This is a genomic window from Brevibacillus sp. FSL K6-2834 (assembly GCF_038592925.1).
GTDB classification, from domain to species: Bacteria; Bacillota; Bacilli; order Brevibacillales; family Brevibacillaceae; genus Brevibacillus; species Brevibacillus borstelensis.
In genome coordinates this window covers 4,829,996-4,846,932 of record NZ_CP151945.1, presented here as the reverse complement: position 1 = coordinate 4,846,932, position 16,937 = coordinate 4,829,996, and the positions used below count along the sequence as shown (strand labels likewise).

Annotated in this window: 12 protein-coding genes; all 12 read left to right on the top strand. The window is 52.0% G+C overall.

Going from position 1 to position 16,937, the window contains the following annotated elements; all coding sequences use genetic code 11:
* The first annotated feature begins 110 nt into the window (after positions 1–110).
* The 12 genes from NST96_RS23615 (at position 111) to NST96_RS23560 (ending at position 16,934) form a co-directional block, all read left to right on the top strand.
* Positions 111–590: a GyrI-like domain-containing protein gene (locus NST96_RS23615; RefSeq protein ID WP_311068036.1), complete on the top strand. Its 480-nt coding sequence runs from the start codon at positions 111–113 to the stop codon at positions 588–590.
* Positions 591–907: 317 nt separating this feature from the next.
* Entirely contained in the window at positions 908–2,470 is a 1,563-nt protein-coding gene (locus tag NST96_RS23610) for an ATP-binding protein (protein ID WP_342404853.1), read from the top strand.
* Positions 2,471–2,557: 87 nt separating this feature from the next.
* Complete coding sequence (locus NST96_RS23605; protein WP_122957822.1) at positions 2,558–5,104, top strand: WG repeat-containing protein; 2,547 nt, start codon at positions 2,558–2,560, stop codon at positions 5,102–5,104.
* A 268-nt stretch (positions 5,105–5,372) separates the two neighbouring features.
* Entirely contained in the window at positions 5,373–7,073 is a 1,701-nt protein-coding gene (locus NST96_RS23600; RefSeq protein ID WP_024985236.1) for a molecular chaperone HscC, read from the top strand.
* A 1-nt stretch (position 7,074) separates the two neighbouring features.
* The gene (locus NST96_RS23595) at positions 7,075–9,711 is read left to right on the top strand and encodes a tetratricopeptide repeat protein (RefSeq protein ID WP_339166625.1); all 2,637 of its coding nucleotides are present in this window, start codon (positions 7,075–7,077) and stop codon (positions 9,709–9,711) included.
* A gap of 3 nt (positions 9,712–9,714) precedes the next feature.
* Positions 9,715–10,677 carry a DUF1266 domain-containing protein gene (locus NST96_RS23590; RefSeq protein ID WP_342404848.1) on the top strand — a complete coding sequence of 321 codons (963 nt, stop codon included), beginning with the start codon at positions 9,715–9,717 and terminating at the stop codon, positions 10,675–10,677.
* Between the two features lie 259 nt (positions 10,678–10,936).
* Positions 10,937–11,605: an aspartate/glutamate racemase family protein gene (locus NST96_RS23585; protein ID WP_024985239.1), complete on the top strand. Its 669-nt coding sequence runs from the start codon at positions 10,937–10,939 to the stop codon at positions 11,603–11,605.
* Positions 11,602–12,264 carry an AroM family protein gene (locus NST96_RS23580; protein ID WP_039070157.1) on the top strand — a complete coding sequence of 221 codons (663 nt, stop codon included), beginning with the start codon at positions 11,602–11,604 and terminating at the stop codon, positions 12,262–12,264. Before NST96_RS23585 ends, NST96_RS23580 begins: the two co-directional genes overlap by 4 nt.
* Positions 12,265–12,487: 223 nt before the next feature.
* Positions 12,488–14,050 carry a PucR family transcriptional regulator gene (locus NST96_RS23575; RefSeq protein WP_024985241.1) on the top strand — a complete coding sequence of 521 codons (1,563 nt, stop codon included), beginning with the start codon at positions 12,488–12,490 and terminating at the stop codon, positions 14,048–14,050.
* A 150-nt stretch (positions 14,051–14,200) separates the two neighbouring features.
* Positions 14,201–14,830 (top strand): hypothetical protein, encoded by a 630-nt coding sequence (locus NST96_RS23570; RefSeq protein WP_122957820.1) that lies wholly within the window; start codon positions 14,201–14,203, stop codon positions 14,828–14,830.
* A 77-nt stretch (positions 14,831–14,907) separates the two neighbouring features.
* Positions 14,908–15,390 carry a hypothetical protein gene (locus NST96_RS23565; protein ID WP_231504361.1) on the top strand — a complete coding sequence of 161 codons (483 nt, stop codon included), beginning with the start codon at positions 14,908–14,910 and terminating at the stop codon, positions 15,388–15,390.
* A gap of 533 nt (positions 15,391–15,923) precedes the next feature.
* Positions 15,924–16,934: an ABC transporter permease gene (locus tag NST96_RS23560; RefSeq protein WP_003390054.1), complete on the top strand. Its 1,011-nt coding sequence runs from the start codon at positions 15,924–15,926 to the stop codon at positions 16,932–16,934.
* Positions 16,935–16,937 lie beyond the last annotated feature (3 nt).

Genomic DNA, 16,937 nt, shown 5'->3' with positions numbered 1-16,937 from the left:
GCGCCTCCGGAAAAAACGGGAATTGGCTGATCAAACATGACACCCAGTTGTCAACTTTCTACCCGTAAAATGTGTTTGTAAAGACAGAGACAATGAAGGGAGCAATTGGGATGGAACCGGCCTATGTTTTTCAGGATGCTTTGTACATAAAGGGGATTGCTGCCAGGACGACGAATGAGCGGGAAGCACGGGGAGAAGGAAAAATTCCGGGCCTGTGGGAACGGTTTTTCACCACGGATGTAAGCGGACGGGCGAAAGCAGTCAAAAACCCTCATCTCACCTACACGCTTTATGCGAATTACGAAAATGGAGCGGCTGGCGAATATACCGTGCTGATCGGCCATGAGTCGGAAGCTGGCGAGGCAGAAGAGGGGATGGAGGTCATTTCGGTACCGGCCGCGAAGTATGCCGTCTTTACCTCGGAGAGAGGGCCGGTCGGCGCCGTCGTGACCGAAGCGTGGAAGCGCATCTGGGAATGGTCTGCGACTTCACAGGAGCGCCGTACCTTTACCGGAGACTTTGAATTGTACGATGCCCGTGACTTTGATCCGCAGAATGCAGTCGTTCGGATTTACGTAGCCGTTGAATAAGACAGCGAAGGAAGGGGCTGACAAGGAGCCTCCTATTCCTGCAAATCGGGACCGGAAACTTCTCCGGTCCTTTTTATGCCTGGAACAAAAAGGCCGCAATTGTATGAAGAAGGGGTCAGTGCTCGCAGCTCCTATTGCACGAAAATTCCGTTTATCTGTCGCCTCTCCTGTTTAAAAACGGGACAAATTCGACAAATTTAAAAGGAGATTGCCCAGCTTTAAAAGAAAGAAGAACTACCCATGAAAAAATATCCAACGAAAGAAAGGGAGCAAACAGTTCTCTCACAAGCTGGGGAAAGGAGCAGGACGTGAACTTCATGGAAACGCATCGTGTAAAAAATGATGTGCACATCAGTCAACTAGCCTCAGTAGGGCAAATCGCCGCAGGGATTGCACATGAGGTAAAGAACCCGCTGACAGCCGTAAAGGGTTTTTTGCAGTTGCTCAAGGAGGAGCCGAATGAAACATACGTTGACATTGCCCAATCGGAACTGCAGAATGCTTTGGCTACGCTTGAAAACCTTTTGCATGTAGCCAAGCCCGATCTGGAGGAGGAGTCCATACAGTCCGTTAATCTTTCTGTAGAGCTGGAATCCTTGGTACATCTTTTTCAGGACCAATTGTATCGCGTGGAGATAAGAAAGAAAATTCACAATACGGACGCCTGCGTGTATGGACGGAAGAATCAGCTTAAAAAAGCATTTTTCAACCTGCTGAAAAACGCTTTTGAAGCGATTCCGGACAAGGGAGCCATCACGATTGAACACAAGGTGGAAGAGGAGCAAGTGGTTATCTCCATCGAGGATACCGGAACGGGAATTCCGCAGGAAAAGCTGTCTATGCTGGGCACCCCTTTCTTTTCCACAAAAGTCGACGGGACCGGGATGGGACTGACCCAAGTGTTTTCTGTCATTCATCAACATGGAGGCAGGATTCAGGTTTACAGCGAGGAAGGAAAGGGTACACGCTTCACGCTGAGCATCCCCAAGGAATCAACAAGGTTAACTCGTGGAGTGATTGAATTGAAATTGCATTCAACAGCAGGCCAGGAGCTGCGGGATTTCTTTCTGGAAAATCGGAACGAATTCGAACAATGCTTGCTGGCTGAGGCGGTCAACGTCAAGGAGAAAATACACGAAATACAGCAGGTGGGAAACGTCAACTTGCTGGCGAACGCTCACAAGCTGGTCCTTTACATCGTCGATGGCCGCGAGCACGATGTGATTTCCTTCGCCCGACAGGAAGGGGTTGTCTGGGCCAAGCATTCGCTGACATTAGCGTTCAAGCTCGAGTGGGTGCAATCCATCCGCAGGGTTCTTTGGGATTTCCTGTACAATTATGACAAGCTGCAGAATTTCGAGAGCAGCCGGGAAAACTTCTACTCGCTGGAAAAACAAATCAATGAGTTGGTCGATCGGTTCCTTAATTATTTCTTTATCAGCTACTCCGATTACAAGGAGCAGCTTATTCAGAAGCAGAGAGAACTCGTCGACTATTTATCTGTCCAGTTCATTCCGTTAAAGCCTGCCATGTGCATTTTGCCGCTGGTAGGAGCGATAGACAGCCATCGTTTTTCTTTAATTGAGGATAAAGTCATTACGCAGATTGGCTGCACGAATAAAATCGAGGTGCTGATTTTGGACCTCTCCGGCGTTGCCGAAATGGAGATAGCCGTGATGGAACGCTTCTTGCACCTGCTCGAAGGCATAGCGATGATGGGCTGCAAGGGTGTCATCACCGGTATGCGCCCGGAAATCGTAAAGGTCATGATCAGAAACGGAATATCGTTTGACAGTAAAGCTATTATGAAAGGAACGCTTCAACAGGCCTTGGTGGAGTACATGACGCCGGGACCTGAACCGGAAATCCCCCCGGTGTAACGGCTGTCGCATGGCCAGCATTTTGGGTCACCACCTGTATTTGCCCACATATGATATCTCAAAACATTTACATGGGAGAGTTAGGCAATGTGGGATAAACAGCTGGAACTTACGGTAGATAAGCTTTTGCCCTGTGGAGCAAAGATCCTCGCAGCAGCAGGGAAGGCGCCGTCGGACGAGGCTCCCTCGCCGTTTATTTGTTTGCGCGATCTGGACGGCGATGGAGAGGCAGAGCTGGCTGGCGCCTACAGGTGGGTCGGGGAAACCTTTTTCACGGTATGGAAAAATGGAGCGGACGGCTGGTATGCAGTCCAGACGCTTTCCAGCAGAAAGGCGGTCATTTGCGATCTGCACACGGCGCCCGTGACCAGCAGCGAAAAGTTTGACGTCATCATCGGCTGGCAGGCTGACGGGGAAGCTGCGTTGATTCAAACCCGGCATGATTGGCCGTTTGTGCTGACAACCAGAGAAGCGGGAGAAGCAGAGCCAGCCGCGCTTGCTGTCTATGAGTGGACGCAGCGCGGGCTTTTGAACAGAGCGATGCCCCCTCTCTCCTATCACAAGCTGGAAGTAGCCGATCTCGAATCTGCTGCGGGAGTGGACGGGATTGCCGAGATCATCCTCTGGCAGCAGGAGGAGGGAGGGGTGTATACGGCCGATGTATACAAATGGAACGGGGAGCGATTGCAGCAAGCCAATGATCGCTTTCCTTCCTATTTTCAGCAGATAGCTGCGCAACTTCGGGAACAGGCAAAAGAACGGCCGGAAGATGCGAGTCTCTGGTACCAGCTTGCCAGTGCCGAGCAAAAAGCAGGACTGCCGGCACAGGCGGTTCACTCGCTCGCTACAGCGGTGAAGCTGCGCCCGTCATCCGCCGGAAAATGGCAGTCGGTTATCCGGTTGATCCGCAGCGAGCTGCAAACCAGGGCTGCTTTGTACCCCGCCCCCGTCAAAACGGCAGAAGGTACAAAATGGGGGTACATTGACAGAAACGGACGTTTTATCATTTCACCTCGTTTTGACTACGCCGAAGATTTTCAAAATAACGGTTTGGCCGTCGTGCAAGCAAACAACCACAGCGGCCTGATCAACCAGCTCGGGATATTTGTCGTAGGTCCTATTTATCAGTCGATTGCCCCCTTTTCCGAAGGGCGGGCAGCCGTTGTCGATGACCGCGGCTTTCGGGTCATTGATGAAAGAGGGAACATGTTAACGGCCACGCCTTACTCCTATATCGGAACGTATAAGGAGGGGCGGGCAGTTTTCACAAAGGTCGATGCACAAGGCCGTTCCCATTACGGCTACCTGGATCTTTCCGGCACGGAAATTATCCCGCCGGTGTATATGTCTGCCAACGACTTTCAGGACGGAAGAGCGCTTGTGCAGGTCAGGGAGGGAGAATTCGCCCTCATCGACCGCAGCGGGAAGGCGCTTCATTCCTACCAGCATCCCTATGTAGGACCGCCGGGAGACGGCCTGTTGGCATTCTCGGAGACGGAGAGCGGCCCCAAGGGCTACATCAATGAATCCGGCGAGGTGGTCATCCCGCCGCAATTTTCGGTGGCCTTGCCGTTCGAAGCGGGAAGAGCCATCGTCAATGCCTCCAGGGATTTCTCGGAAAATCTGTACGGTCTGATCGACAAGACCGGGGCGTACGTGATCAAGCCGGAATACAACGACATCAATATGCTGGGAGCAGGGCGTCTCGCTGTTGGCCGGGCAAAGGATCCGAGCAAGCCCTACATCGGATCGGCCTATGCGATAACGGACACAGACGGCCGTTTCCTGACCGATTTTCTCTACGACCAGGTCGCCGAGTACAAAGAAGGGGTAGCATCTGCAACCGATGGCCAGAGAACCTTTTTCATCGACAGAACGGGACATGTGGCGAGAAATCTTCCGGTCGTCCCGGGCAGCGGAACGTTGACGCTGGAAGGGGAGCTGGTCAAGGCGTTTGTCGATCAACGGATATCCTACTATGACCGCAGCGGAAAACTGGTCTGGAAGCAAAACACCGCCATCCCGCTGACTGGTCAGTACCGGGTTGTCGAGCACAAGTACGCTCCGAACAGAGATTATCTCGTCTACTACCCCGAAATCAGGGGCATGGCGAACAGACAGGCGCAGGAGGCGGTCAACCAACGCTTGCGTGAGCTGTCCCAGATCAAACCGATTGATCCAAATGCACAGTTGGATTACAACTACTTTGGCGATTTTGCTGTGGCGTTCTTCAAAAATCGGCTGGTGGAGCTGGAGCTGACCGGCTACAATTACCCGTTTGGCGCCGCTCACGGAATGCCGACCATGACTTATGTCCCGATTGATTTGGTCAGCGGACGGATCTATGCTCTGAAAGACCTGTTTAAGCCGGGCAGCGATTACGTCAGGGTACTGAGCGATATCGTCGGCAACCAAATCAAAAACAATCCCGAATACTCGCACGTTTTCCCGGACTCCTTTAAAGGAATCAGTCCCGATCAGCCTTTTTATGTCAAGGAAAACGCCCTGTATCTCTACTTTGCTCCGTATGAAATTGCGCCCTACGCTGCAGGCTTTCCGACGTTCCGCATCCCTTTTTCGCAGATCGCGGACATCATTGGCGAGAATGGGGATTTTTGGAGATCGTTTCACTAAAATAGAGGAAATCGAGAAGCGCAGGTCTGCCTCAACAGCAGATTTGCGCTTTTTTGCGAAGAAAGAATCGAGACGAGGCAAAATGCCGGTTTGTGCCATTTGCGGTCCGCACAGCAAATGGCAGCGTGGTCCGAAAGTCCTGTTTCATTTGCTTGTCCTTATATATAGGAAAAACGATTCATGATTTTTCCAAAAGTGAAAGTTGATTCAATATATTGGCAAATGCTATGATTACTTTCAAGAATTTTTTGTAGGATGTGATCGTATTATGCCGATTATTGGCATTGATTTAGGTACGACCAATAGCCTGGTTTCTTGTTGGACAGAGGAGGGCTCAGTGATCATTCCCAACGCTTTGGGAAGCAACCTGACGCCTTCTGTTGTGAGTGTAGATGAAAATGGGGAGATCCTCGTCGGACAAGTGGCCAAGGAGCGTCTGATTACACATCCCCATCTGACAGTAGAGACATTCAAGCGGTATATGGGCAGCAACAAAACCTTTCAGCTTGGATCGTATACATTTTCCCCGGAAGAGCTGTCTGCATTTGTCATCCGTTCGCTGAAGGAGGATGCAGAGGCATTTCTGGGAGAACCCGTGACAGAGGCCGTGATCAGCGTTCCGGCTTATTTTAATGATGCGCAGCGAAAAGCCACGCAGAGGGCCGGAGAATTGGCCGGCTTGAAAGTGGAGCGGCTGCTCAATGAGCCGACGGCGGCCGCGATCGCCTACGGTCTGCATCTCCAGGACCCGGAAACCAAATTCCTCGTCTTTGACCTCGGGGGCGGGACTTTTGACGTCTCCGTCCTGGAGCTGTTTGATCAGGTCATGGAGGTCAAAGCGATCGCCGGTGACAACTACCTGGGCGGCGAAGATTTCACCGAGCTTCTCTGCTCGCACTTTCTCCAGCACCATCTGCTGACAGCGAGCGATGTCAGCGAAAAAGCGATGAACGCCTTGCGTAAGCAGGCGGAGCTGTGCAAGCGGCAGCTCGGCACAGAAAAGTACGGCACGATGAGCTGCATGATCGATGACAAGACCTACGAATTGCAGATCGGCCGGGATGAATTTGAAGTCATTGCAAAGCCGCTGCTTGCTCAGCTCCGCGCTCCGATCGAGCGGGCCCTGCGCGATTCGTCGATTACTCCGCGCGAGCTGGACGCTATCGTGCTGATCGGCGGCGCTACACGGATGCCGCTCATCTATTCGTTTGTCGGCAAACTGTTTGGGCGCCTGCCTGCATCGCATATCCACCCGGATGAAGCCGTGGCTTTGGGAGCGGGGATTCAGGCCGCGATGAAGGAGCGGAATGAAGCGCTGCGGGAAGTGGTATTGACTGACGTCTGTCCGTACACGCTCGGCACTATGGTCGCGGTCGAGACGGACTCGGGAAGCTACGAGTCGGGTCATTTTTATCCGATCATTGAACGCAACAGTACGATCCCGGTCAGCAAGGTAGAGCGGCTTTACCCTGTGCACGAGAACCAAAAGGTGATCAAGGTGGAGATTTATCAGGGAGAGAGCCGTCTGACGAAAAACAACATCAAGCTCGGGCAGATGGAAATCCCGATTCCTCCCGCCACCGCTGGCCAGCAGGCTGTGGACGTCCGCTACACTTACGATATTAACGGCATTCTGGAAGTAGAGGTCACCGTCGTCGAGACGGGCGTGAAAAAACGGATGATTATCGAAGAGAACCCCGGGGCCGTTTCCCGCAAGGAAATCGAGCAACGTCTGAAGGAGCTGGAGGCCATCAAGATCCATCCCCGAGACAGGATGGAAAACAGGCTGCTCCTGGCACGGGGAGAGAGGATGTACGAAGAATCGCTGGCGGAAAAACGGTACGAGATCGCCCAAGCCTTGCAGCGCTTCGAAAATGTCCTCAAGCGTCAAAATGATGCGGAAATCAAGAAGGAAGCGGAGCTGCTGAAGGCTGTGCTGGATCGGATTGAGAGGTGCCAGGACTATTAATATGAACAGTTGGGAATTTTTGGGCATCGAACCTACGTCCGATCAGGGGGCAATCAAGCGAGCGTATGCCAGACTGTTGAAAACCTATCACCCGGAGGACGATCCGGAAGGGTTTCAGCGGCTGCGGGAAGCGTATGAGCATGCCCTCCGCGAAGCGAAATTTTTACAGGAAGCGGCTGCGTCAGGCGATGCGGCTGGTTCTGTTTTTGTACTCGATCCGGAGGAGGAAGCAGCTCCGGCAGCAGAAGCGGTATGGACTGGCGTCCGGGAGCAAGGACCCCGCGAAGGGGAAGCCCTTGAAGCAGGGGGCCCTGAGCAAGCGGGAGAAAGGCTGGCCAGCCGAAGCTTTTCAGCGGGAAAAGAGCCGGCCACACCCGAGGAGCTTGCCGAGCATTTTATTTCGCAAGTGACTGTGCTCTACGCTGATTTCCCATCCCGGATTGACCGCGAGAAATGGGTGGCGCTGCTGGAAAAGGAAGAATACTGGCAGCTGGAAGTCAAGCAGCGGACCAACAAAGAAATGCTGACATTCCTGATGGAGAAGTACCATTTGCCCCGTCAAATATGGAGGCTGTTGAACGATTACTTCTTCTGGACCGATCAGGAGATGGAGCTTTCCCAGGAGTTTCCGGAAAATTTCATTCGCTTTGTCATCAACCAGATCAAAAAGCCGTGGGAGCTTCGCTACGAATTTTTGAAAAAAGACGAGGACAGCGATTACGAGTACGACGACTTTATCGATTGCCGGGAGCACGCGTTTCGGGCGATGCTGGACAATGAGCTGGAGGAAGCCGAGAAGTACCTCGCGATTGCTTCCAACATGTTTACCGAGGACCCCGATTTGCTGAGGATGATCGGGCACTTCTATCTGCGCAAAGACGATCTGGAGAACGCTTTTCATGCCTTTTACCGGCTGACCGAGGTGCTTCCGGAGGAGATCGACGGCTACATCCATCGGGCAAACATATTGCGGAAGATTGGCAAGTACGAAGAGGCGCAAGAAGACTATCAGCATGTCCTCTCGCTTTCTCCCGACAATGAACTCGCTTTGAGCGGGCTTGCCCGCTGCTATGTCTCGCTTGGAAAGCTGACCGAGGCGAGGGCGGTGCTGAAGCGGATACTCGTTCAATGTCCGTACGACATCGACGTACAAGTCCGCCTGCTTGCGCTAAACGGCTTGCTCGCCGATCAGCTTCAGGAGGAACTGCAGGAGGCGCCGGACGATCACGAGCGCAGGTTTTGCTTGGCGAGCGTCTGCTTCGATCTGGAACGGTATGAGGAGTGCGTAGAATCACTCGACCGCATTCAGAGAGCCATTCCGCTTACAGTGGACATGGAGCTGCTCTGGGGCCGGGCGCTGATCAAGCAGGAACAGACGGAGGAAGGACTCGCTCATCTGGATAAGGCGTTGGAGCTTGCCCGCCAGGCAGGGGACAGCGAGTGGGCGATTCTCCTGGAGCGGGGTACTACGTATGTGGAAAGCAACCAATACGAGGCGGCCATCGAAGACCTGACCGCCGCCATGGAGCTTATGCCCAACCATCCCGAGATTCTCCATCAGCTGGCGGAGGCATATCGCTGCCAGAAGGAATACAAACGCTGCGTGGAGCTGTCCGATCAGGCCATTTCGTTGAACCCTACACGCTGGATTTATTATTCGACCAGGGGGCTCGCCCACTATTGGCTGAATCATTACAAGGAATCCAGAGATGACCATCAGATCGTCATCAACCACGAGTACAACTTCTCCGGGGCCTGGCATCGAAAGGCATACAGCCATTTTCGTCTGGGCGAATACGACAGGGCGATAGAAGGCTTTCACGAATCCGAACGGTGGGGGGACAACGAGCTGTCCTTTTACTTTATCGCGATCTGCCATTTCAAGTTGGGAGATTACGAGAATGCGCTCGGGGCCATTGAATATTACAAAGAGAGCCACGAAAACGACCCCGATGCCTATCTGGTGATGGGCGACGTGTATCGCGGGATGGGAGACGAGGAGCAAGCACGGGAAGTGTACTGCAGCGGGGCTGCCCAGTTCCCAGACAATCAGGATCTGGTCAAAATGGCTGTATACAGCCTGCTGAAGGAGAATGCTCAGACGAGAGCGATTCCGTATCTCAAGCAGTTGCTGCTGGGCGAGGACTATCGCGAATGGGCCGCCACTTCATTGCTCAACATCTCGATCCAGCAAGGGGAGTGGGAAGAGGCTGTCGCCATCGCAGACAATTTCCGCAATGTGGTACCGAAGGAGCAGTGGGACCCGACCCTCCTGTTTTATGCCGGCTATGTTCATTACCGCCTGGAGCGTTATCAGATAGCTGCGCTTTACCTGGAGCAGGCTTACCGGCTCAAAGCGGACGGCGATACATGCAGTTATTTGAGCATGGTCTATTTTGATCTGGGCAGGATGGAAGAGGCTGCTGCTTTTGCCAAGAAAGCGTTGGAGGCCGTTCCCGGAAATGCCGAGTATCAGCGCCGTTACGAGGGAATCGTCAGCCAAAGCAAGAAAGGGCTTTTCGGTCTGTTCCGTAAAAAACAATCCTCCCAAGCTTTGTGGCCATCCTCGCTTCCCTTCGTATGGCACCAGGAGCTTGAAGAGGTTCCCGACATACATTATTGGCAGGGGGAGGAATAGCCGATGAGCAGCAAACAAGCGACACTCGATCCGACCGACTTGTGGGGATTGGCGCTGGGGGCCGTTTTATTTGAGATGAACGGCTACGATGCCGCAAACAACTACGAAATCGAGCCAACCGAAGAGAATCTCGAAGCAATCCGGCGGTCTCTGAAACGAGGCTGGGGAATCGAGAGCACCGAGGATTTGATGAACAACCTGCGCTGGCTTCAGGAAGAGGGGCATCGCACCTCCTTTTACGAAATGCGTAGCTTCTTGTCCACTCTGTCTATGGCGGATCAATCAGCCTTCCTTGAGACGCTGCCGAAAAATACGGAAAAGCATATGCAGTACATCCTGGTAAAGGCGTACATGCACAAGCTTCCTCTGGCGGGCATCGCAGCATGGGATTTTGGCAGATATGTCGATTTGTGCAGGATGGGGGCTTTTGTCGGATACATATCCGAGGAAACATCATGGGAGTTGATCAGGAAAGTGGCGGTCGTGGCCCAGGAATCGTATTCGGGCTGGCTGGAGTACGGCATCAGCTACGTGGCTGGCCGTCAATTTTGGCTGGGGACGATCAGTGAGGAGAAGGCCAAGCAGCATACCGACTATGTCCGAAGCCTTGTTTTGAATAAGGACAGCCTGTGGCGGAGGCTTGATTGGAATTTGAAGCTTGTGGATGAAGAAGAGGCGGAAGAGGCTGCGGAAGCGGAAGAAGTGGAAGCAGAAGCTGTGGAGACAGTTGTAGTTGAAAAAGAAGAAGTGGAAGCAGAAGCTGTGGAGACAGTTGTAGTTGAAAAAGAAGAACTGGAAGCAGAAGCTATGGAAACAGTAGTAGCAGAAACAGTAGAAGTACAATCAGAAGCCGTAGAATCAGAAATAGCCCAAGCAGAACCAGCAGAAGTCACAGCGAAAGACGCAGAAACTGAACACATAGAAGTGGCTACCGAAGAAGCGGAAACAGAAACCAGACAGAAGTAGAGGAACGAGAACGAAAGAACGAAAAGCATTTCTGGAACAAGTACAAAAGCGAAGTCAAAGCCATGTCAAGCTATTGAAATGCCACACGACGTGAAAAGTCACCCCAGAGGTGGCTTTTCTCTTTTTTCTGCAAGCACTGATTTGTGCATAAGGGACAAATTTTATCCGTCTTTTTAGCTGATCAGGCCGTATTCCTCGCCAAACGGCTCTGCCTATAATGTAAGGAAAACACAAGGCAAAGTTGACAGGAGGGGTTGGCATGCTGGGCATTATTCGTGTTCTCACGCTTTCCGATCCCCGCGATGTACACCGTCACGGGGAGCTAATCGAGCGACAGTACCAGATTCCGGTAGTGAGCGAGTGCATCTGGGATCAGCCGAAAGGCATCTACGATCAGGAAACAGAGGACATTGCGGTCCCGAAAATCATTGAGGTGGCCAAACGCCTGGAGGCAAAGGGCTGTCAAGCGATCGGGATCAGCTGCGCGGCCGACCCGGCTTTGGCGGAAGTGAGACAGGCTGTCCGTGTCCCGGTGATCGGAGCGGGCTCGGCTGCCGCCCATCAGGCGATGGCGATGTCGCGCAAGGCGGGTGTATTGACGATTCTCGATGATGCACCGCCGCTGGTCAAACAAATCCTCGGGGATGCCTATGTCGGCATGAAAAGGCCCGATGGAGTGCGAACTACTCTTGATCTGCAAACCCCGGAAGGACGGAAAAATGCGCTCGAAGCGGCGAAGTGGCTGAAAGAACAAGGAGCAGAATCGATCGTGCTGTGCTGCACCGGCTTTGCCACGATCGGCTTTGCCAAGGAACTGATGGAGAGGCTGCAGCTGCCCGCCATGGACCCGATCATGGCGATCGGAACGACTGCCTCGATGTTTCTGAAAAAACAGAATTCGCTTTCCCCGGATGGAGCCGCCGTATGAAAAAGCTGGGGGCAATCACCATCGGTCAATCACCGCGTGTCGATGTAACGCCGGAGATGCTGCCTTTTCTCACCGAGTTTCAGGTCGTGGAAAAAGGGGCATTGGACGGGCTTGGCCCGGAAGAATTGGCAGCCCTTGCGCCGAAGCCGGGTGAAAATGTGCTGGTCAGCCGCTTGCGGGACGGCTCGCAGGTTACGATGTCCAAGCAGTCCATCCTGCACCTGATGCAGCAGCGGATCGACGAGCTGCAAGCAGATGGAGTCGACGTTATTTTGCTGTTGTGCACCGGTCATTTTCCGTCTTTTGACTGCAACGCTCTACTGCTGGAGCCGGACCGCATCCTAAACAACGCCGTTCACGGCTTGCTGGCAAAGGGCAAGCTCGGCGTCATCAATCCGGTACCCGAGCAGCGCGAAGCTTCGTTGGAGAAATGGGAACGCGACGGACTCGAGGTCTTCACGGCAGCCGGTTCTCCGTACCTGCCGGGCGACGAGATCGAAAAGGCGGCACTTTCGCTGAAGGAGCATGATGTAGACTTGATCTTGCTGGATTGCATGGGCTATACGGAGGAAATGAAGCGGACGGTCAAGCAGATTACAGGCAAGCCGGTCATCCTGTCGCGGACGCTGGTCGCGCGGGTGCTGGGAGAGCTGGGCTAAATCTACAGAGGATGACGAACTGAAGAATGGATAGCAAACTGGGGCAGTCCTATCGTAGGCAACTACTTGATCGGACTGCCCCTTTTGATACAGAGAGTGTCGCCTGCCCCTGTCTATTTCAACCAGAAAGAAAATTTTATCGTTAATACTAAATTTTTTGTCTATTTTGACTATATTTTTGCTACACTATTTTTCAAACAGCGCGGCGAAGGAGGGAAGCTTTGTGAACGGAGTGACCATTCGAGAGTTAATGGAGATGCCCCTTTTGAAAGACGCTCGTGTTATCAGTGGATTTGAAGGCATGGATCGTGTGGTGCGGTTTATTGATATCATGGAAGTCCCGGATTTGAGAGGGTGGCTGCGAGAAGGCGAACTGCTTTTGACTACAGCGTACTCCATCCGTCACGATCCTTCGCTTTTGCCCGAAATCGTCGAACATATGGCCCAGGCGGGAGCAGCGGCACTGGCGATCAAGCCGGAGAGGTTTCTCCACGACCTGCCGGAAGAGATGATTTCGGTGAGCAATCGCTATCAGCTGCCGATCATTGAGCTGCCGGCGATGATCCCCTATATGGACATCACCCATGCCGTCATGGAGCAGGTGCTGGATCGCCAGGCGGCTCTGCTGCGCCGCTCCGAGGAGGTATACCGGACGCTGACGACGATGGTTTTGGAAAACAGCGGGCTGCAAGCGGTGGCAGATAATGTTTCGGAGCTGGTCAAAGGAGCGGTCCGGGTGCTGGACAACCACGGACACGTACTCGTCTCCGTCCCGCCGGACTGGAAGCCGCAGTCCAAGCAGCTGGAATGGGATATAGCGGTAGACAAGCAGGTAGTAGGCAAGCTCCAGATAGACAAGGAAAGCCTGGACGACATCCAGCAGGTATGCGTGGAGCAGGCGCGAGTCGTGGTCGCCCTGGAGCTGATGCGTACCAAAACGGCCATGGATACAGAGAATCGATTGAGAGGAAATTTTATCGACGAGCTGCTCTCCGCCGTTCCCCCCGCCAGACATGAGGTAGAGCGGAGGGGAAGACAGCTCGGCTTGAACCCGAGCCAGGATTGGGAGGTAGCCATTATTGAAGGCAACGAAACGGTTGTTCGCCAGATCGCGGCGCCCGCTTCGCGTTTTCGCCAGTCTCTGGAGCAGGAGGCTCAGCAGAGGGGCTTCCAGGCACACGTGGAGGTCAGGCATAATTCGCTGCTGCTTCTGCTCTCCAGCAAACCGGCAGGCCAAGAACAGCCAGGAAAGGCCAAGAAAGGCACGGAAACCGAAGCTGTCCCCGGTTTTGAGTGGCGGCATGGCATTGAGCGAAGTCTGCGCGAGCAAGGGGGCAAACGGCATGATATCCATATCGGATGCGGAAGAGCCTATCCCTTGTGGCATGTGCATCAGAGCTATACGGAAGCGAGAAAAGCGCTGGCGATCGGGATGAAGCTGTCCCGTCCCATGGAGGTCACGGCCTTTGAAGATGTCGAGGCCTTTCAACTGTTGGCAGAGTATGCGGATCATGCTCATTTCTCCGAGCTGTTCGAGCGAAAGCTGGGGAAACTCCATGCACATGACAAAGAGCACGGCAGCGACTTTTTGCGAACTCTTTACCACTTCCTGGAGTCATCGGGAAATTTGATCGAGACATCCAATCGTCTCTATATTCACCGCAATTCGGTCAAATACAGACTGCAGCGGATTCGCGAAATCATTCCAATCGACTTGAGCTGTCCGAGGCAGCGTTTTGTCTATCATCTATGTCTGACGTATCATTACTTGAAAGCAAATGAATAGCCCGCTGCAGCCGTCTTCTGGACGAATCATGATCCAGCGGCGATTGCCATGAATTGCTACAAATCCCAACCATTGTAAATAATTGGGATTTTGTGTTAGAATCATTCCGTGTTGAAATTATGGGGAATACTAGGAGGAGAAAATGAGAAAATGAATATTAAAAAACTTTCTATTGCGACTGTCTTGGTTAGCAGTTTAGTCGTATCTGGAGCTGGTTCTGCCTTCGCAGCATCTCAGGGCGAGACAATTAAAATAGGGAGCCTTACGATTGTTGAACGGGTATATGAAAACCCGGTAGAATATGATTTTACAAAAGCCCTAGCAAAGAGTGATTTAAATAAGATTGGTCCCTTAGGCAATGATATGACTGGTACAGTCTATGAAATGTCCACCAAGGATCTATACAAATCAAAATCTTATGAAGCTGAAATCGAAAATGATAGTGACGAAAACGATTCCTTTTCAAGAAAGGTAACAAGAAAAACCTTTTTGACCGGAAAAATAGGTGGGTCAGGCGAGACGAAAGTCAACTGGAGGATAATAGAGGGGAAAGTCGGGATTCATGCAGAAATTTCATTCGGAAAAGAAGACACTATAGAAACAACCCACACTTGGGTCATACCAAAGCGTACGATAACAACCGTTGAATACGGATCAAAAGCTGTAAAAACAACCGGAAACCTGGTGAAATATTTCCAAGGGAGAGTAAAAGATTCTAACTACGTTAACGTCAAATATTCGTACAAAGAATATTCCAGTAAAAAATCAAAAAATCTATGATCCGACCTCTCCATGTTCTTCTCCTTCTGTTTATCGTTCTTCTTAGTGGTTGTAGCGGGGATAATTCATCAGAAACAGTGGAAAAAACACCAAGTGACATGATGCAAACAGTCCCCAAAGAAAAGTCGTATGGAAGCGTCTACGACTATTTCGAAGAATTTACAGGGGAGAATTTGAAAACATCCGTGCTTCAAATCAAAAAAAGCGATAATTCGGTAGAACTCACGTTACGAATCTTACTCTCGGATTCCTTGAAAGAAAAAATGATGCATACGGAAAAACCCATTTACTTTACGTTTGGAGATCTGCCGGGTAACGAGACAATTAAGAATTTGCTTGCTGAATCTCCTTCACTCGTTCAAATTGAGTTAAACAGTAAAGAGAATCTGTATACGATTTCGCAAAAGCTGAAGCTAAAAGAAAATTTGACGGAAGCTGATAAACAGGCGCTATTGTCTCCTGCCAATTACCGATTTCAGGTTATAAACGAAGAAGAGCTCTCTGTAGCCAGTTTTATGGGTTTGGAAAATTCGCTACTTCCAGAAGATAATCAGAAGTAGTAAAAACGCTTGTTGCGACTTGTACTTCATGTGGCCATCGTGGCCACACTCCTCATGCCATAAAAAACACTAGGGACTTGGATGCAAGATGGAACTCGATTTCCTGTACACGAAGGAAATCGAGTTTTTTCATATTGGATTACTCCACTCTGTACTCCAGACTCGAAAATACGTTTCTGTTGATCCTGCCAGCCTATCTTCCGGGCTTTATTTTCCCCGTCTCACCGTCCTTCGGAACAATCAAATGTCTCCTTTCTCTTCCATATAAGCATGCCTTTATGGCAGGTTGCTTTGGAGATTCCTGTTTTTTACAAACAATTTTCCATTCATGCTATGTATTTGTTCGGTATTTTTTTGCACGGGTGCAAGCGAGTGAAACCGGGGCTCTTTGTTCAATGGGGACAAATGTTATGCCTCTTTTTTATTGCGAGCGGACGTAGTGGACAAGAAGTCGGTACAGGTACAATAACCACAAATATATGAAAATTTTCATATTTCAGATCTGGATCGGAAGTATGAGGGGGGTTGGGAGATTGCTCATTTACATTTTCCGAAGATTGCTGCTAATGATTCCGGGCCTCATCGGGATTATCCTGATTACATTCCTCTTGTCGAGGGTGCTGCCCGGCGATCCCGCCCTGATGATAGCGGGAGAGCAAGCGGACGAGGCACAGCTGGCAAAAATCAGAGAGGACCTGGGGCTAAACGATCCGCTCTACGTTCAGTTTTTCGACTATTTGGGCGCCCTTGCGAAAGGCGACCTTGGCTTTGCCTGGCACACCGGCCACAGCGTGCTCGAAGACTTCGCCACGCGCTTTCCGGCAACGGTCGAGCTGACGCTCTTCAGCATTTTGATCGCGATATTGGTCGCCATCCCTGTCGGGGTCGTTGCGGCGACGAAAAAAGAGTCGATCACCGACCACATATCGCGGGTGTTTTCATTGATCGGCGCCTGTGTTCCGATTTTTTGGCTCGGACTGATTCTGATCTACTTCTTTTATTCCAAGCTGGGCTGGTCCCCTGCACCGATGGGACGGATCGGCGGGGAAATCAATCCGCCTACCCATGTAACGGGGCTGTTCCTCGTGGACAGCCTGCTGTCCGGCGACATGATCGCCTTCAAGCAGGCGCTGTCGCACATCTTGCTCCCGGCGATCTGTCTGAGTACCGGGACGATGGCAATCGTCGCACGGATGGTCCGCTCCAGCATGCTGGAAGTGATCGGACAGGACTACATCCGGACGGCGAGAGCAAAGGGCTTGATGGAGCGTATCGTCATTTTCAAGCACGGTCTGGTCAACGCCTTGATTCCGACCTTGACGATACTCGGACTCCAGTTCGGCCAGCTGCTGGGCGGAGCGGTCATTACCGAGACGATCTTTTCCTGGCCCGGCCTGGGAAGCTATGTGACTGAGTCCATTTTGGCGACGGATTACGCTCCCATCCAGGCGTTTACCCTGGTCAGCGCCATCCTGTACAGCCTGATCAATCTGTCGGTCGATTTGATTTACGGATTTATCGATCCGCGCATCCGTTATGACTAGGCA